This is a genomic window from Acinetobacter tianfuensis, from assembly GCF_003611465.1.
GTDB lineage: Bacteria > Pseudomonadota > Gammaproteobacteria > Pseudomonadales > Moraxellaceae > Acinetobacter > Acinetobacter tianfuensis.
This window is the reverse complement of record NZ_RAXV01000012.1, coordinates 17674-35440: the sequence shown is the minus strand read 5'-3', so window position 1 is coordinate 35440 and position 17767 is coordinate 17674. Positions and strand designations below refer to the sequence as shown.

The window sequence follows — 17767 nt, the reverse complement described above, 5'->3', positions numbered from 1 at the left end:
AATGACATTTATCGCACTTCCTGTTTTAACACGCCTATATTCTGTTGCTGACTTTGGGGCTTACGGTATCGCCTTAGCCATCGTCAGTGTACTTTCAACAGTAGCCAATTTACGTCTCGATCAAGCGCTGTTGGTCGCTGAGGAACAAGATAAAAAAAGTCTGATTTTTGAAGGGGCCGTCTTTTCGACAGTCATTGCTTTTATTAGTGGTCTTGTCATCAGCTTAGTTTTAAAGGTTGAAATGGCGTTTGCTGTGGCCACAGGTGTACTCGCCAATACTTTGCTTCAAAGCGTCTATAACTATCAATTTGCTGCGCATAAAGAATATTTTTGTGCTGGTCTAAATATTTTTAGAAGTGCAATTGTGGTTGCGGTGCAATTGAGTTTGCCACTGTTCATGCAGATCAGTTTGGTGAATAGCTACAATGTCAGCTCGATCCTGATGATTGTGGCAGTGCTGATTTATTTAATGAAGTATCAGCTCTATCAAGTCAGTTGGCAGGCGTTTAAACATTACCAAGATTTTATCTATGCCAATACCCCGCATGCCTTGCTGAACAGTTTTTCACATAATTTACCGTATTATGTGGTGTCGCATTTTGTGGGTGTGCAGGCAATGGGCTTCTATGCCATTGTTGAGCGGACTTTGCGTGTGCCGATCAATCTGATTTCACAAACCCTACGTCAGTTTTTTATCCGTAAATTTAAGAGCACGGATTCAAATAAAGATGCCTTAAAGGCAAGTGTACTTTTAAGCTTGGTGTCACTGCCTCTTTTTGCAATTTTCTTTATCTTGCCTGAATCTTTATATTTATGGATTTTTGGTTCTGAATGGGTCGGGATCTCGACCTATTTCCAAATTTTGGCATTGGGGTATTGGGCGGTTTTTTGTAATCCGCCAAGTTCGGCTTATTTAATTGCCAAGCGCAATAGCCAAGTCTTATTTAAACTGCAAATCGTAGAACTCATCATTAAGTTCGCTTTATTTGCAGGTTTATATGTTTTATGTGTCGATAAAATTTATATGCTCTTGGCGGTGCCTGTGGCACTGATCATTTATAACTTTGCCATTTTATATGTGGTGTGGAGAAACAAAAGCTGATGTTTTTTAAACTGTTAAAACTGATCACTTGGTTCACTGCACAATGCCGTCAGCAATTTTATAATCTGGCTTTTGGCACGAAATTTCGTTATTTCGGTAAAGCCTGTACGGTTGATATTAGTGGTCAGGTCAAGATTGGGCAGAATGTTTATATAGGCGATCATGTCAGTTTAATCGTCGAACAAGGCGCAATTTTAGAAATCGCGGATAACAGTTTTATTGGTGAAAGTTGTTACATCAAATGCTTTGGTGGCAAGGTGTCGATTGGCAAAGATGTCAGTATTAACTCGAAGTCATTTATCAATGGCTGTGGCGGTGTGAGCATTGGCGATAACACCCGTATTGGCACGCAAAGTATCATCATTGCCAGTAATCATAAATTTGGTGAACCTGATGTGTTGGTGAAAGATGCGATTACTAAACAAGGGGTGAGTTTAGGCGAAAATATTTGGTTGGGTGCACGGGTGACGGTCCTTGATGGTGTGAAAATTCCAAGTGATTCGGTGATTGGCGCGTGTAGCCTTGTGTCGAAACCTTTGGACGAATCTGGGGTGTATGTCGGCAGTCCTGCTAGAAAAATCAAATCGCTGTGATCTTATTTTTTCATCCTGCATCGTGACTGCGGTTTCCATATCGTAAAGTGGATTTTCAGCGTAAAATAGCAGGCTTATTTTCCTCCTTTTAAGTTGCCTCGCTCCATTCAGGTACTGTGTATGTCATTTATGGTTTCTGCTTTTCGACAGCTGTTTGATTTGGCTTATTTTATGGCAAAGGGCAGTGTGGCTTATGCACGTAAAAAAGGTGTGACAGTCGGGGAAAACTGCCGAATTTATATTAAAAGTTGGGGCTCAGAACCATTTTTGGTCAGCATTGGTGATCATGTGACCGTGACCTCAGGGGTGAAATTTATTACCCATGATGGCAGTACTTGTTTAATCAAAGATGAGCAAGGTAAACGCTACCAACGCTTTGCCCCGATTCAAGTCGGTTCGCATGTATTTATTGGGGTCAATACAATCGTAATGCCCGGTGTGAGCATTGGCTCAAATGTGGTGATTGGTGCAGGCTCGGTGGTGACCAAAGATATTCCTGATCATAGCGTGGCGATTGGCGTACCTGCCAAAGTGGTATCCAGTTTTGTTGACTATCAAGCCAAAATTCAAAGTACCTGTGCCAGTGACAGTGAGCTTGCCGGCATCACGGATTATCGTGAGCGGGTTGAGCGTGCCATGGCGATCCAAGCTTCAAAATCACCGCATTAATATTCTCCCATTTTAAAATTTAGGTCTGATTATGTTGAATAAAGTCATGTTCTTTTTGCCAAGCTTGGGCGGTGGCGGTGCAGAACGTACAGTCATTCAACTCGCCAACAGCTTTGCTGAACAAGGTCTGAATATTCATTTGGGTGTGTGTGATGTCACAGGTGATAAAGCTAAGCTGTTGCCTGAAGTCAGTCCGAAAATTCAATTGGTGAATTTTAATTGCGGTCGGGTGATGAATAGCATTACGCCCTTAAAAATGAAGCTGAAAGCTGAGCAGTATGATTGCTTGGTGGCAACGCAAACCCACACCAATATTGTGGCGGGCATTGCCAAAAAGCTGGCAGGCGTTCAAACCGCATTAATTTTCCGTGAAGTATCGACGCCGTCTAAGAATTTGAAATTACAGGGTCTCGCTAAATTTGTTTTAAAAACTTTGGTGAATTGGACTTATCCCATGGCACAGCAAGTGGTTTGTGTCTCTAAAGGTGTAGAAACTGATTTTCGTGAATACTACAGCTATAAAAAAAATAATCTGAGCACCATTTATAACCCTGTGCTGGATGATGCTTATTTTGAAAAACTGAAAGTGCCTGTCACGCATCGCTTTTTTGATGGTCACAATAAAGTGATTTTGGCAGTAGGGCGTCTGACTGAAGCAAAAAACTTTGGTTTTCTAATTCGTTCATTTAAAGCTTTACACGATCAGCATTCTGAAACCCGTCTGATTATTTTAGGTGAGGGTGAACTGCGTACTGAATTTGAAGCTTTGGTATCGGACTTAGGCTTAAAAGATGTCGTAGATTTACCGGGCTTTGATGCAAACCCGTATGCTTATTTTAAATATGCATCCCTATTTGTTTTAAGCTCAAATTGGGAAGGTCTACCGGGGGTGCTGATTCAGGCACTGGCTTCCAAAGTAAAGGTAGTCAGTACCAATTGTCCAAGTGGACCAATGGAAATTTTGGACCATGCAAAATTTGGCTTATTGGTCGAATGCAATGATCAGGCTGGCTTGACGCAAGCCATGCAACAGGCAATTTTTGCCGATTATATACATTATGCAGAGGCTGATTTTGAAGCCCATATTCAGCAATTCCACAAAGCAACGGTATTGAAGCAGTACTTAAACATGATGGAGTCTGCAACATGAGCAAACCGTTGATGGTGCATGTGATCACCAACTTTGCAGGTGTGGGCGGTGCAGAAATGATGCTGGCACGCCTGATTCAATATACTGAAAATCAATACCAACACGTGATCATCAGTTTGATGAAAACATCGAGCATCTATCAAAGCACGCTCGATCGTTGTCAGTCACATTATGCTTTAGGTTGGAATGGCATCAATACCCTGAGTACCATTCAAAAATTACGTAAATTGCTGAAACAGTTACAACCTCAAACCGTGCAATGTTGGATGTATCATGCCAATGCCTTAACCAGTTTGAGTGTCATTGGCTTAGCAAAAAAACCAAAAGTCGTGTGGGGCATTCATCACTCGCTTGCTTCACCGAAAGATGAATCCATCAGCACCAAAATTGCTTTGGGCTTAAGTAAAATTCTATCGAAACAGCCAAGTCATATTATTTATTGTGCGCACTCCTCATTAGAACAGCATCAGGCTTTTGGCTTTGATAATCCAAATAGCCAAGTGATTGCCAATGGCGTATTTTTAGATCAATTTCAGGTGAATTCTGAATTGCATGTACCGATCACCATAGGTTTTGCAGGGCGTTATCACACAGCCAAAGGTTATCCCTATTTGTTTGAAACAATGGGTTTGCTGAAAGATCAAAATATCGTGTTTAAAATTGCCGGCAATGGGGCGAGTTTAGATAACGCGGAAGTAAAAGCTCTATTTGATCAGTATCAATTAGATGCTGAAAAAGTCCATTTACTGGGTCAAATCTCAGATATGCCAGCTTTTTATCAATCGATTGATGCATTTCTCATGACCTCAATTACTGAAGGTTTTCCAAATGTCTTGGTGGAAGCGATGGCATCGGGGTTGCCGTGTATCAGCACCGATGTTGGCGATGCCAAATACATTGTGCAAGACCTAGGTGTGATTGTACCGCCGCGTAATGCACAGGCTTTGGCGGATGCAGTTTTGGCTTATGCACAAAAAACAGAAGCAGAAAAACGCGCTTTAAAACAAGCAACCCGTGAACGTGTTGAACAGAATTTCAGTATTGAAACCGTCAGCGGTCAATATATGCAGGTGTGGAGCCAACAGGCATGAAGTTTTTAATGATTTGCAGTTATTTGCCCTCTGCACTGAATTTCCGCGGTAAGCTATTGGAAGCTATTCAAGCTCGTGGTTTTGAAATTCATATCATGGCGCCTGAGCTGATTACGTTCCCTGATGAATATCATCAGTTGCAGTCACTAGGTTACACCATACATGAAATTCCCATGCAGCGTACAGGGACCAACCCTATTTCAGATTTAAAATTGCTGAAAAATATTTATCAGCAGATCCGTCAGATTCAACCAACTTATGTGTTGTCCTATACCATTAAACCGGTCATTTACGGCACACTGGCAGCATGGCTCGCTAAAGTCCCGCATCGTTTTGCTTTAATTACTGGACTTGGTTACGCCTTTCAAAATGTGGAATCGGGCAAACGCAGCCTGTTTCAAAAAATGGTGCATGGCCTCTATGCCCAAGCCTTGAAACATGCGGAAAAAGTCTTTTTCCAAAATCCAGATGATTTAAAACTGTTTCAGGATATGCATCTGTTGGATGCCGAAAAACCAACCGTGATGGTGAATGGTTCAGGTGTCAATGTGCAAGATTTTGATGTGATGCCTTTGCCTAAAAATGAGCAAGGTCAAATTAAGGTGTCTTTTTTGTTGATTGCACGCTTATTGGGGGATAAAGGTGTACGTGAATATGCTGAAGCAGCACGCATGATTAAAATGAAATATCCCGAAGCTGAGTTTCATTTGGTCGGTTGGATTGATGATAATCCATCTGCAATTTCTCAGCAGGAATTAAATATATGGATTAACCAGAAGTCTATAAAATACTGGGGTAAATTAACTGATGTAAGGCCTGCTATTGCAGAGAGTTCTGTGTATGTATTGCCGTCATATCGGGAGGGGACTCCGCGTACGGTGTTGGAAGCTATGGCTATGGGGCGTGCCATCATTACGACGGATGCACCGGGTTGCCGTGAAACTGTTCAACATGGGCAAAATGGTTATTTGGTCGGGGTGAAATCAGTCGATGATTTGGTGCAAAGTATGCAGTACTTTATTGAAGATCCAAGATTAATTGAATATATGGGACAGCGTTCACGTGAAATCGCGCTGAATAAATACGATGTACATCAGGTCAATGCACACATGATGGCTGAAATGGGAATATTGCGATGATTAAACGTATTTTAGATATTGCGATTGCATCGACCGCTTTAATTCTGCTGTCGCCTGTGTATTTTATTGTGGCGCATAAGGTAAAAAAGAATTTAGGTTCGCCTGTTTTATTCCGTCAGGTGCGTCCGGGTCTGCATGGCAAGCCCTTTGAAATGGTGAAGTTTCGCACCATGAAAGATGCGCTCGATGCGCAGGGCAATCCATTGCCTGATAGTGAGCGTTTGACGCCATTTGGAAAAATGCTCCGTGCCACCAGTTTGGATGAAATGCCTGAACTGTGGAATGTGATTAAAGGCGATATGAGTATTGTCGGACCACGACCATTATTGATGGAATATTTACCGCTCTATAATTGTGAGCAGGCCAAGCGTCATAACGTGCGTCCGGGCATTACAGGTCATGCTCAAGTGAATGGTCGCAATGCCATTTCATGGGAAAAAAAGTTTGAACTCGATACTTGGTATGTGGAAAATCAGTCTTTATGGCTCGATTTTAAAATCATGCTAAAAACCGTGAAAAAAGTGATTGCCAAGGATGATATTAGTGCCGAAGGCGAAGCCACTATGACAAAATTTACCGGCACACCGGAACAAAAATAATGACAACACTCTATGCGATTTATGGGGCTTCAGGTTGTGGGCGTAGCCTGATGCCTGTCGCGCGTCAGCAATTGGCACGTCAAGGTGATGCATCTGAAATTATCTTTATCGATGATGCTTTGACAGATATTGCTTCAGTCAATGGTCATCGTGCCATGAATTACCAAGCTTTTTTAAATGAAACTGTTTCTGAAAAATGTGTGCAAATCGCGATTGCCAATAGTCGTGTGCGTGAAAAAATCGCTCAGCGTTTAGAAGCGGATGGCATTCAGCTTTGGTCGATCACTGCGGACCATGTGGTTTTAATGGATCAGATAGAACTCGATGAAGGTTCTGCTTTGAGTCCTTTTGTCAGCATTGGCTCCAATGTCAAAATCGGCAAGTGTTTTCATGCCAATTTATACAGTTATGTCGAGCATGATTGTGTGGTTGGGGATTTCGTTACTTTCGCACCAGGCGTAAAATGCAACGGCAATATTCATATACACGCGCATGCCTATATTGGCGCGGGTGCGATGATTAAGCAGGGCACACCGGATCAGCCTTTGGTGATCGGTACAGGCGCTATAGTCGGTATGGGTGCCGTGGTGACCAAAAGTGTACCTGCGGGTGCCACCGTGGTGGGCAATCCTGCCCGAATTATGACGCAAAAATAGATTTTTAAACTCGATTTTTAGACTGGGAAAATTCCATGTTAAACAGTGCATTTGAGCCTTGGCCAAGCTTTACTCAAGCAGAAGCCGATGCGGTGTCAAAAGTCCTTTTATCTAATAAAGTCAATTATTGGACAGGTCAGGAATGCCGCGAATTTGAAAAGGAATTTGCACAGTTTGCAGGAACCAAACATGCCGTTGCCGTTGCCAATGGTACAGTGGCGTTGGATCTGGCCTTAAAAGCCTTGGGTATTGGTGCAGGTGATGACGTGATTGTCACTTCACGTACTTTCTTGGCTTCAGCAAGTTCGATTGTCACTGCAGGTGCCAATCCGATTTTTGCCGATGTTGAACTGGATTCACAAAATATCTCACGCCGTACCATTGAAGCGGTTTTAACACCCAATACCAAAGCCATTATCTGTGTGCATTTGGCAGGGTGGATGTGTGATATGGATCCGATCATGCAATTGGCTGAGGAAAAAGGCATCTTCGTGATTGAAGATTGTGCTCAAGCACATGGTGCGATGTACAAAGGTAAATCGGCAGGTTCAATTGGTCATATTGGGGCTTGGTCATTCTGCCAAGACAAGATTATGACCACAGGCGGTGAAGGTGGTATGGTCACCACCAATGATGAAAATCTTTGGAAAATAATGTGGTCCTATAAAGATCACGGCAAAAACTTTGATAGCGTGTATAACACACAGCATCCACCGGGCTTCCGTTGGTTGCATGACTCATTTGGCACCAACTGGCGCATGATGGAAATGCAAGCGGTGATTGGTCGTTTGCAACTTATCGAGATGTCTGAATGGACGGCAAAACGTAATGCAAATATGGCGCGCATCCAAGCCGTATTTGAAAATAGCCCCTATTTTACGGTAGCGAAACCCTCTAGCGACTATGTACATGCCGCTTATAAATGTTATGTGCAAGTCAATGTCGAGACTTTACCTGAAGATTGGTCACGTGACCGCATCATGGCGGAAATTTCATCTCAAGCAGTTCCATGCTTTAGCGGTTCATGTTCAGAAGTGTATTTAGAAAAAGCGTTTGATGGCACAGCATGGCGTCCAAAACATTCATTGCCAAATGCAAAACAACTTGGTGAAAGCAGTTTGATGTTCTTGGTACATCCAACATTGTCGGATGCCAGCATGCAAAAAACAGTGGATGCCATTACACAAGTCATCGCAAAAATCTAAACCTGAAAAGCGCGTATAATATTAGGCGCGAATATTCCTTTGACCTGATTCGAGCACGTTGTGAAAGACATTATCCGATCTATAGCATCACTACCGCGTCGCCAAAAGCAAATTGTTTTGGTGCTGATGGATATCTGTGTTTTACCGTTGATGATGTGGCTAGCTTATGCCATTCGTTTGGCGCGTCCGAATGTACAGGTCATGCAAGGCTTAGACGCTTGGTATATCTATGTCGGTATTTTTGGCATTGCTATTTTTGCTTTACTTGGGATTTACCGTGCGATTGTGCGTTCTTTTAATGAAGACTATTTGTTACGGATATTAATTGGGACATTTATTCAAATCGTGGCCTTGTATACGATTAAAAAACTGAATGTCGCTTTTATTCCTATGAGTATTCCACTGATGTATGGCTTTATGCTGTTTTCATACATGTGGTGGAGCCGTGCGGTCATCCGCTATGCTACGCTGAAAACCTTCGCCAAAAAACAGACCCGTAAGCGTGTAGCGATTTATGGTGCAGGACTGGCAGGTCAGCAAATTGCTGCTGCGTTAAATCGTTCAGATGATTATTTACCTGTTTGTTTTATTGATGATAAAAAATCATTACGTAGTCAATCTTTAAGCGGTTTAAAGATTTATTCACCCAAAAAAGCGCAAACCAAATTGGGTAAATTTGGTATTGAAGAAGTCTTGCTTGCCATGCCTTCGGTTGGACGTGCGCGGAAAAAAGAGATTATTGAATCTTTTGATTCGGCAGATGTCAAAATTATGGAACTGCCGGGTGTAACCCAGTTGGTCGATGGTCAAGTGCAAGTCTCTGATATTCGTGAGGTGGATATTATTGATTTGCTTGGGCGCGATCCTGTACCGCCGAAGCCTGAACTGTTAGAAAAAAACATTAAAAATAAAGTGGTCATGGTGACAGGGGCAGGGGGGTCGATTGGCTCGGAGTTATGCCGTCAGATTGTGAAGCATCAGCCGAAATTGCTGGTGCTGTTTGAAATGTCTGAATTTGCTTTGTATTCAATCGATCGCGAATTGCAGGCATCTGATATACAAATTATTCCAGTTTTAGGTTCTGTCACCAATCAGTCAAAACTAGAGCGTATATTGCAACAATATGCGGTACAAACGGTGTATCACGCGGCAGCGTATAAACATGTACCTTTGGTTGAAGCGAATCCGTTTGAGGGAATTTACAACACATCTATTGGTACTCAGCGAAGTGTCGATGCAGCGGTGAATCAAAATGTAGAAACTTTTGTTTTAATTTCAACTGATAAAGCCGTGCGTCCAACCAATGTGATGGGCGCGTCTAAACGCATGGCAGAGCTGTATTGTCAGGGCTTGGCATCGACAAATCCAAACACCCAAATCAGTATTGTGCGTTTTGGTAATGTGCTGGGTTCGTCAGGTTCTGTCGTGCCTTTATTTAAAAAACAAATTGCGCAAGGCGGACCTGTGACGGTGACGCATCCTGAAGTAACACGTTACTTTATGACCATTCCTGAAGCGGCGCAGCTGGTGATTCAAGCAGGGGCGATGGGTACTGGCGGTGATGTGTTTTTATTAGATATGGGCGAACCCGTTAAAATTGTAGACTTAGCCAAACAAATGATTCGCTTGAGTGGTTTTAAGCCTGTAGATGAAAAAGGGCTTGGGGATATTAAGATGGAATTTACTGGGCTAAGACCAGGTGAAAAACTGTATGAAGAGTTATTAATTGATGCAGAAAATGTAGATTTGACGGACCATCAACGTATTATGAAATCGTATGAATTTTTTTATTCAATTTTAGAAATTCAAGCCATATATAAAAAAATGGTGGAGCTATGTATTGATGAAAATGATTATTCGCAATTGAATTCTATTTTGTTAGATTATGTTTCAGGTTTTAAGCATGGGTAATGCGTTGGCTTTATAAGCTATATTATTACCCTATGTTATTTATTTTTAATAGAATTAAAATATTTTTTGTTTAAGAAATATCATTTAATTATGTGTGTAGTTGTTTAATAAATAATATGTTTAATAAAATGCATAATCTTGTTAGAATGCGAAATTATTTATTTTATATAATTTATATAGGGAATAGACGTGAAAAAAGTTCTACTGGTATTTGGTACACGACCAGAAGCGATTAAAATGGCTCCTTTAGCAATTCAATTACAACAACAATCAAATTTTGAAACCAAAGTCTGTGTGACTGGTCAGCATCGTCAAATGTTGGATCAAGTTCTTGAACTATTTAATTTGAAACCAGATTTTGATTTAAATTTAATGAAGCCTGGGCAGACTTTATCTGATGTAACTTCTGGGGTTTTAAAAGGTTTAGAAACAGTATTTACAGAATGGTTGCCTGATGTTGTGTTGGTGCATGGGGATACAGCAACGACTTTTGCAGCATCACTTGCAGCTTATTACCATAAAGTTAAAATTGGTCATGTAGAAGCGGGACTTCGTACGGGCGATATTTATTCTCCTTGGCCAGAAGAAGCGAACCGTAAGTTAACGGGTGCTCTAGCAAACTACCATTTTGCACCTACTCAGTCTTCTTATAATAATTTAATTAAAGAAAACATTAATCCTGACAATATTACAATTACGGGTAATACAGTGATTGATGCTTTACTTAAAGTAAAAGAAAAAGTAGAAACTGACGATTCAATTATTGCAACATTTAACGCACAATTCGACTTTTTAGATGCGACTAAAAAATTAATTTTAGTGACAGGCCATCGCCGTGAAAACTTTGGTCAAGGTTTTCTGAATATTTGCCAAGCTTTGGCTAATATTGCGCAGAAGTATCCAGATGTCCAAGTGGTTTATCCTGTGCATTTAAATCCAAATGTGCAAAAACCAGTAAATGAATTATTGTCGGGTATTTCAAATATTCATTTAATTGACCCCCAAGATTATTTGCCTTTTGTTTATTTAATGAATCGTAGTTATCTTATTTTGACGGATTCTGGCGGTATTCAAGAGGAAGCACCTTCTTTAGGTAAGCCTGTACTTGTAATGCGTGATACGACTGAACGCCCAGAAGCTGTAGATGCTGGCACGGTAAAATTAGTAGGTACCGATGTTACTGTTATAGAGCAGTCTGTGGCTGACTTAATTGAAAATGAAGCGCTATACAAGCAAATGGCAGAATCGCATAACCCTTATGGGGACGGCACAGCATGTCAACAAATTATTGATTTTTTAAAAAATAACTGAGTAAGCGTTAAAATGAAGATGAACAGTCAATTTAAACATATTTGTGTCATTGGGCTAGGTTACATTGGCCTACCAACAGCAGCAACTTTTGCTGCGCATGGGGTAAAAGTTACAGGTGTTGATGTGAATCAGCACGCAGTAGACATGATTAACCAAGGTAAAGTACATATTGTAGAACCTGATCTAGATGCATTGGTTAAAGACGTTGTAGAAAAAGGCATGTTGTCTGCACAAACAACACCAACAGAAGCAGATGCTTATATTGTTGCTGTGCCTACGCCATTTAAAGATGATCATGAACCTGATTTAAAATATATTGAAGCAGCAGCAAAAGCACTTGCACCTTATTTGGCTAAAGGCAATTTGGTCATTTTAGAGTCTACTTCACCTGTTGGCGCAACTGAGCAAATGTCTGCATGGTTAAGTGAAGCACGTCCTGATTTAACTTTCCCACAGCAAGCAGGCGAAAATTCTGATATTCGTGTTGCACACTGTCCTGAACGTGTTTTACCCGGTAAAGTATTATTAGAACTTATTAGTAATGACCGTATTATTGGCGGAATGACACAGCCATGTTCAACAGCTGCGAGTGATTTGTATAAAGTATTTGTACAAGGTGGCTGTATTGAAACCAATGCCCGTACAGCTGAAATGTGTAAACTTACGGAAAACTCTTTCCGTGATGTCAATATTGCTTTTGCAAATGAGCTGTCTGTAATTTGCGATAAATTAGACATTAATGTTTGGGAGCTAATTGCACTAGCAAACCGTCATCCGCGTGTCAATATCTTACAACCTGGCCCTGGTGTGGGCGGTCACTGTATTGCTGTTGATCCTTGGTTTATTGTGGCTAAAACACCAGAGCAAGCACGTTTAATCCGTACTGCACGTGAAGTAAACGATGCGAAGCCTGAATGGGTCATTGATCAAGTTAAAATTAAAATTGCTGAGTTTTTGCAAGCGAACCCTGAAAAAACAATTAAGGATGTAACAGTCGCTTGTTATGGTTTAGCGTTTAAACCAGATATTGATGACTTACGTGAAAGTCCAGCTTTAGAAATTACCAAGAAACTGGCTGAACAAGGTCTAAATATTTTTGCAATTGAACCAAATATTCATGAGCTTCCTGCAAGTCTACCAAGTAATGTTAGATTAATTGATTTTAATCAGCGTAATGATGCGGATATTCATTTAATTTTAGTTGATCATAAAGAGTTTAAGAATTCTGCTATAACTGATCTTAAAAATATAATTGACACGAAAGGAATATATATTTAAATGAATTTAAATATATTATTTAAAGTGGTTTTTTGGAGGGGGGTTTCGGCTCTCCTTTCCTTTTTTACAGTTTTATTATGTATAAAAAATTTAAGTGTTGATGATTTTGCAAATTATTCATCAGCATTTACTATTTATACGGCATTTTGTTTAATACCAAATTTGGGTATAAATAATTTTTTAGTGTTTGAAAATGGAAATAGCGATATAGAGAAAAAAAATTATTATATTAAAATATATTATTTAATATTCATTTTTTTTATATCTTTTTTATGTTTTTTTAATTTAATAAGTAATTTATATTTTTATGCGATTGTAACTGGAATTTTTGGTTCCATGTTTGATTTTAACTTGGTTAGATATCAGGCTAAAAAGCAATTTAGAAAGTATGCAATTCTAATGCCATTAAGAACTGTTGTATTTTTTTTATCCTTGCTATTTGTTATCTATATAGAAGGAAGAGAAATTATTGTAGAGAATATTTTTAAATTTTCTGCATGTATTTTTTCTATTTACTATTTATATTTTTTAAAAGACAAGATTTCTTTAGATGTTTTTAAATTCAAAGAAAATATACAAATATTTAATGGTGCAAGAAGCTTTCTAATACATGAAGTTTGTATGCTTTTAATGGTAAGGGCTGAAGTTTGGATTTTAACAATGTATAGTGCAATCGGTTTTTCAAAATCTGATTTAGCAAATTATTGGGCTGCATTTAATTTTATATTAATAATTTCAATTTTAGGAAATACTTTGGCCAGTATTGTTTTACCTTACATACAAGATGAGTCAAAAGATGGAATGCTTAAATTGGAGAAAATGGTTAAAAAAGTATCATTAATGATGTTCGGTGTTTTGGTGTTAACTGTCATATTGGTTTACTTTATTTCAAATTATTACTTTAGTAAGGATTATAAAGAATTGCCATATTATGTGGCTGTTTTAGGTGTTGGGGTCTTATTTGGTTTTTTAGCTAATATTGATAGATTGAAATTAATTAAGTTTAAAAATAAATTCATAGATAATATGCTAATTTTTCAATTAATGATTTCTATTTTGCTTAATTTTATATTGATTTATTTTTATGGTGTTTGGGGGGCTATAATTTGTTATGTTTTTGTAAGATTTTTGGGATTTTTTTCATTTAAGATGTTTTTAAGATTTAACTATGGAAGATAAATAAATGTTTATGATTGATAGATTTAAATATAGTTTATTTTTTAAATATTTTATTTGTTTTTTTATTTTTAGTGGATTTTATGCAATTCTAGGTTTTGTGATTAGCTTTTTCGGATATGACTTTACAAGATGGTATAGTGTTCCAGTTAGGGTTATTGCATCATTGTTTATGGTGGTTTTAATTGTTAAAAAAATTAAAATAAAATTAAATATTTTATTTTATTTTATTTTAATTTTTTTACTCTATATTCTTGCAACATATTTAGTTGATTATTATGGTCAATTAGAGGAAAGTGATCTAAAGATAGATTATATAATGTATTTAATTATATATTGTATAGTCCCATTTTTATTTTTTTCTTATATGAATTATAGTGAAATTAGAGATTTATTAATAAAAACAACAATTCTTTCAGGTTTGGCTTTAAGTATTTCATCTATATTTTTATATAAAGACTTGTTAGTAAGTGGTATTGCTAGAATAAGTTTTTTACAGTATGAAAGTGATCAGGGTTTTTTAAGTCCTTTAGCACTATCATATGCTTCATCATTAACAATAGTAATTTGCTTTTGTAAAATTATTAACTTAAGAGAGGGAAAAGAGCTATTAGTTTTACTACCAACACTAATTTTAAGTTTCGTACCTTTTAGTCTTGGAGCATCACGTGGTTCATTATTAACACTATTTTTTTCAATTTTATTTTATTTTATTTTAGTGAAAAATGTAAAATCAAAAGTAAAAATTATTTCCATATTACCATTTTCATTAATAGGTATGATTATATTTTCAAATAAAATGGGCAGTGCTGTTTTTGATAGATTTTTAGGAATTGGACAATCATATGAGGCTAATGATACATCTGTGACATTGCGACTTGGACAATGGAATCAAGCATTTGAGTATATAGAAATGAGCCCAATTCTTGGTGGCCATTTTTTGACTGAAGGAGTATACCCACATAATAGTGTTTTAGAAATTTTTATGGGGCAAGGTTTTGTTTTATTCTGTTTGTTTTTATTTTTTATTTTCTATTTCTTCTACAATATATCTAAATTTACAATTAAGTATAATGATTATTTGATATTGGTGTTTTTTATGCATGGTTTAATTATGTCCTTGTTTAGTGGTAGTATAAATACTGCTATTTTATTGTTTATTTCATTTGGATTGTATTTTTCTGCAACTAGGGATTTAAAGAGTCGTAATGTTTAGTTATATTTTGACAACTAAGAATTTTTTTAAAGAAGGTCCTTGCGGGCGTGTTAGCCATGCAAAAGGTTTTGTCGACGGGCTAATTCATAATGAAAAGTTAGTTACTTTAATTTCTGACGGTGGAGCAGAAGAATTTATTGAGAAAAATAATAATTTGGTATTTAAAAATATCAATAGTTTTTTTTATGTTCGATGTTTTTTTGAAATTATTAAATCAATTTTAAAAAAAGAAAAAATTGTCATTCGCTGGCGCTTTTTTCTACCATATATATTTTTTCCATTTTTATTGCTATATAAAAATTTTTATTTTGAAGTTAATACAATAACGGGGATAAATTCAAAGAATTATTTGATTAAAAATGTGGTCAAGTTGTCTATTATTATAGCAGCAAAATTGAGTAAAATTATTGTTGTTTCTGAGAATTCAAAAAAAGAAATTCATGAAATTTGTTTGCCAGTTCAAGATATTTATATTATGCCAAATGGATTTAATCCCAAGCCCTTTCTTAAATATGAAGAAAGCATAAATTTTGATTTTAAGCCGAATTTAGTTTATTTTGGAAAAAAACAAGATTATTATGATTGGGAGATGTTATTTGAGGTTTTTGAAAATAATAAAAACAACTTTGATAAGTTTTATATTTTTGGTTTTAATGGGGAAAATGATTCTTCAAAAGAATTCTTAGGTTCGTTTAATCATGATATTCTTATAAAAAAATTATCTACAATTAATAATCCTATATTAATTTTACATCCTAGAGATACCCAAATCGCAAAATCTGGAAGTCCAATGAAGTTGTTCGAATATGGCTCATTGAATATTCCAATGATTGTCGGGAACAGTATTCAAAATCAAGCATCTAAACTTGATGGTGTTGTTTTTTATCAATCAGGAAGTTCAGAAGATTTATCAAAAAAAATGATATTAGTTTCCAATGATTATCAGAGTTATTATGAGAAATCGAAACAGCTAAGACAATCTGTTATGAACCATTATACTTGGCCTAAAATTGTTTCAGATTGGATTAAAACGTTGGAAATGTAAAATGAAATTATTAAAATTAATTAATACGGTTAAATATTTAAAATTTATTCAACTGTATTATCGGTTGCATTATATTTTACTTAAACCAACTACAAATAAAGCTAATTTTAACATTAAGCTTAAACATATTGATATGAATTGGATTAATGTGGTTGATAAGCCAATTAGTATGATAAGCCCAAATACCTTTATTTTTTTAAATCATATTGCTCAAGTAAATACGGCTGAAGATTGGAATTCTTTAAAGCAAGAAAAATTATGGCTGTATAACCTACATTATTTTGATGATCTAAATGCAGAAAATAACAAAGCTCGTGTAGATTGGCATAGTGATTTAATTAATAAGTGGGTAAATGAAAATCCTTATGCTTTAGGCAATGCTTGGGAACCTTATCCAAATTCTTTAAGAATTGTGAATTGGATAAAATGGTCATTACAAGGAAATACATTGAATGAAGTTCAACTGCAAAGTTTAGCTTTACAAGCAGAGCATTTATCAAAAACGGTTGAATGGCATATTTTAGCAAATCATCTTTTTGCTAATGCAAAAGCGCTGATTTTTGCAGGATTATTTTTTGAAACATTAGAATCAAAAAAATGGTTAGATTTGGGACTTAAAATTTATAAGAAGGAAATTGATGAGCAAGTACTTTCAGATGGTGGTAATTATGAATTAACACCAATGTATCATTCTATTTTTTTGGAAGACCTACTAGATATTTATCAAATTTTATATATATATAAAGATTTGGATTTAATAGATTCATCTAAACTAAAAATTAAAATTAATAAAATGCTGAACTGGTTAGAAAAAATGACTCACCCAGATGCTGAAGTCTCTTTTTTTAATGATGCTGCAATCGGAATAGCTCCTAAATATGATGATTTACTTGATTATGCACAAGCTTTCAATGTGTGTGATGGAGTATCTAATAAATCAAAAGATGAGTATTTAAATCAAACAGGTTATGTATCTGTTCAAAGAAGTGATTATAAAATAATCTGTGATGTGGCAAATTTAGGTCCAGATTATCAACCTGGCCATGGTCATGCAGACACTTTAAGTTTTGAAATGAGTTGTTTTGGTAAGCGATTTATTGTCAATTCAGGTACATCTAAGTACGGTATTGATGATGAAAGACTGTATCAAAGAAGTTCTGAAGCACATAATGTTGTGGTAATTGATAATCAAAACTCAAGTGAGGTTTGGTCTGGTTTTCGGGTAGCGCGTAGAGTTAATCCAAAAATCAACTTCTTAAATGAGAAAGAAAAACAAATAATTGATTTTAAAGCAAGTTATAAGTCTTTGAATGGTGTTGATGTTTCTCGCTATTTTAAATTCGAAAATCAAAAAATTTATATAAAAGATCTATTGGTTGGGAAATTTAATCAAGCAATTTCATACATCCATTTTCATCCAGATGTAAATATTGCAATATCAAATGAAAAAGAAATTGAGTGTTGGTTTGCTGAAAATCAAAAAATTTCTATTTATATTGAAAATTGCCAAGTGAATTTAATAGATACATTTTATTATCCTGAGTTTGGTAAAAAGGTTGCTAATAAAACCTTGAAATGTATTTTGGATGATAAATTTTGTAATGTTGAAATTTTGATAAATTGAGA

General features: G+C 36.6%; 16 protein-coding genes. All 16 read left to right on the top strand.

The features are described from left to right. Position 1: 1 nt before the first annotated feature. The 16 genes from D7V32_RS07095 to D7V32_RS07020 all read left to right on the top strand — a co-directional run bounded on the left by D7V32_RS07095 (position 2) and on the right by D7V32_RS07020 (position 17765). Positions 2-1102, top strand: a complete 1101-nt coding sequence (locus tag D7V32_RS07095) for a lipopolysaccharide biosynthesis protein (RefSeq protein WP_228200183.1) — start codon at positions 2-4, stop codon at positions 1100-1102. Beyond that, complete coding sequence (locus D7V32_RS07090) at positions 1102-1695, top strand: acyltransferase (protein ID WP_120402191.1); 594 nt, start codon at positions 1102-1104, stop codon at positions 1693-1695. The genes D7V32_RS07095 and D7V32_RS07090 overlap by 1 nt, the downstream gene beginning before the upstream one ends. Before the next feature lie 120 nt (positions 1696-1815). Further along, the gene (locus tag D7V32_RS07085) at positions 1816-2364 is read left to right on the top strand and encodes an acyltransferase (RefSeq protein WP_120402190.1); all 549 of its coding nucleotides are present in this window, start codon (positions 1816-1818) and stop codon (positions 2362-2364) included. A 31-nt stretch (positions 2365-2395) separates the two neighbouring features. Then, positions 2396-3514, top strand: a complete 1119-nt coding sequence (locus D7V32_RS07080) for a glycosyltransferase (RefSeq protein WP_120402189.1) — start codon at positions 2396-2398, stop codon at positions 3512-3514. Further along, entirely contained in the window at positions 3511-4605 is a 1095-nt protein-coding gene (locus D7V32_RS07075) for a glycosyltransferase (protein WP_120402188.1), read from the top strand. Before D7V32_RS07080 ends, D7V32_RS07075 begins: the two co-directional genes overlap by 4 nt. Continuing rightward, complete coding sequence (locus D7V32_RS07070; RefSeq protein WP_120402187.1) at positions 4602-5744, top strand: glycosyltransferase family 4 protein; 1143 nt, start codon at positions 4602-4604, stop codon at positions 5742-5744. The genes D7V32_RS07075 and D7V32_RS07070 overlap by 4 nt, the downstream gene beginning before the upstream one ends. Beyond that, positions 5741-6343, top strand: a complete 603-nt coding sequence (locus D7V32_RS07065; RefSeq protein WP_120402186.1) for a sugar transferase — start codon at positions 5741-5743, stop codon at positions 6341-6343. Before D7V32_RS07070 ends, D7V32_RS07065 begins: the two co-directional genes overlap by 4 nt. Continuing rightward, entirely contained in the window at positions 6343-6999 is a 657-nt protein-coding gene (locus D7V32_RS07060; RefSeq protein WP_120402185.1) for a NeuD/PglB/VioB family sugar acetyltransferase, read from the top strand. Before D7V32_RS07065 ends, D7V32_RS07060 begins: the two co-directional genes overlap by 1 nt. A 35-nt stretch (positions 7000-7034) precedes the next feature. Further along, entirely contained in the window at positions 7035-8204 is a 1170-nt protein-coding gene (locus D7V32_RS07055) for a DegT/DnrJ/EryC1/StrS family aminotransferase (RefSeq protein WP_120402184.1), read from the top strand. A 60-nt stretch (positions 8205-8264) separates the two neighbouring features. After that, positions 8265-10115: a polysaccharide biosynthesis protein gene (locus tag D7V32_RS07050; protein WP_120402183.1), complete on the top strand. Its 1851-nt coding sequence runs from the start codon at positions 8265-8267 to the stop codon at positions 10113-10115. 189 nt (positions 10116-10304) lie between these two features. Then, positions 10305-11426, top strand: coding sequence for a non-hydrolyzing UDP-N-acetylglucosamine 2-epimerase (wecB, locus tag D7V32_RS07045; RefSeq protein WP_120402182.1), 1122 nt, complete (start codon positions 10305-10307; stop codon positions 11424-11426). A gap of 18 nt (positions 11427-11444) precedes the next feature. Beyond that, the gene (gene wecC, locus D7V32_RS07040) at positions 11445-12704 is read left to right on the top strand and encodes a UDP-N-acetyl-D-mannosamine dehydrogenase (RefSeq protein ID WP_120402181.1); all 1260 of its coding nucleotides are present in this window, start codon (positions 11445-11447) and stop codon (positions 12702-12704) included. Further along, complete coding sequence (locus D7V32_RS07035; RefSeq protein WP_120402180.1) at positions 12705-13883, top strand: MATE family efflux transporter; 1179 nt, start codon at positions 12705-12707, stop codon at positions 13881-13883. Positions 13884-13887: 4 nt separating this feature from the next. Continuing rightward, positions 13888-15096 (top strand): O-antigen ligase family protein, encoded by a 1209-nt coding sequence (locus D7V32_RS07030; protein ID WP_120402179.1) that lies wholly within the window; start codon positions 13888-13890, stop codon positions 15094-15096. Continuing rightward, positions 15089-16141: a glycosyltransferase family protein gene (locus D7V32_RS07025; RefSeq protein ID WP_120402178.1), complete on the top strand. Its 1053-nt coding sequence runs from the start codon at positions 15089-15091 to the stop codon at positions 16139-16141. The genes D7V32_RS07030 and D7V32_RS07025 overlap by 8 nt, the downstream gene beginning before the upstream one ends. 1 nt (position 16142) lies before the next feature. Continuing rightward, complete coding sequence (locus D7V32_RS07020; RefSeq protein ID WP_120402177.1) at positions 16143-17765, top strand: heparinase II/III family protein; 1623 nt, start codon at positions 16143-16145, stop codon at positions 17763-17765. The last annotated feature ends 2 nt before the right edge of the window (positions 17766-17767 follow it).

Excerpts from the sequence above, each read along its gene's own strand:
- D7V32_RS07095 (WP_228200183.1), top strand. The coding sequence starts at position 2 with ATGACATTTATCGCACTTCCTGTTTTAACACGCCTATATTCTGTTGCT.
- D7V32_RS07090 (WP_120402191.1), top strand. The coding sequence starts at position 1,102 with ATGTTTTTTAAACTGTTAAAACTGATCACTTGGTTCACTGCACAATGC.
- D7V32_RS07085 (WP_120402190.1), top strand. The coding sequence starts at position 1,816 with ATGTCATTTATGGTTTCTGCTTTTCGACAGCTGTTTGATTTGGCTTAT.
- D7V32_RS07080 (WP_120402189.1), top strand. The coding sequence starts at position 2,396 with ATGTTGAATAAAGTCATGTTCTTTTTGCCAAGCTTGGGCGGTGGCGGT.
- D7V32_RS07075 (WP_120402188.1), top strand. The coding sequence starts at position 3,511 with ATGAGCAAACCGTTGATGGTGCATGTGATCACCAACTTTGCAGGTGTG.
- D7V32_RS07070 (WP_120402187.1), top strand. The coding sequence starts at position 4,602 with ATGAAGTTTTTAATGATTTGCAGTTATTTGCCCTCTGCACTGAATTTC.
- D7V32_RS07065 (WP_120402186.1), top strand. The coding sequence starts at position 5,741 with ATGATTAAACGTATTTTAGATATTGCGATTGCATCGACCGCTTTAATT.
- D7V32_RS07060 (WP_120402185.1), top strand. The coding sequence starts at position 6,343 with ATGACAACACTCTATGCGATTTATGGGGCTTCAGGTTGTGGGCGTAGC.
- D7V32_RS07055 (WP_120402184.1), top strand. The coding sequence starts at position 7,035 with ATGTTAAACAGTGCATTTGAGCCTTGGCCAAGCTTTACTCAAGCAGAA.
- wecC (WP_120402181.1), top strand. The coding sequence starts at position 11,445 with ATGAACAGTCAATTTAAACATATTTGTGTCATTGGGCTAGGTTACATT.
- D7V32_RS07035 (WP_120402180.1), top strand. The coding sequence starts at position 12,705 with ATGAATTTAAATATATTATTTAAAGTGGTTTTTTGGAGGGGGGTTTCG.
- D7V32_RS07030 (WP_120402179.1), top strand. The coding sequence starts at position 13,888 with ATGTTTATGATTGATAGATTTAAATATAGTTTATTTTTTAAATATTTT.
- D7V32_RS07025 (WP_120402178.1), top strand. The coding sequence starts at position 15,089 with ATGTTTAGTTATATTTTGACAACTAAGAATTTTTTTAAAGAAGGTCCT.
- D7V32_RS07020 (WP_120402177.1), top strand. The coding sequence starts at position 16,143 with ATGAAATTATTAAAATTAATTAATACGGTTAAATATTTAAAATTTATT.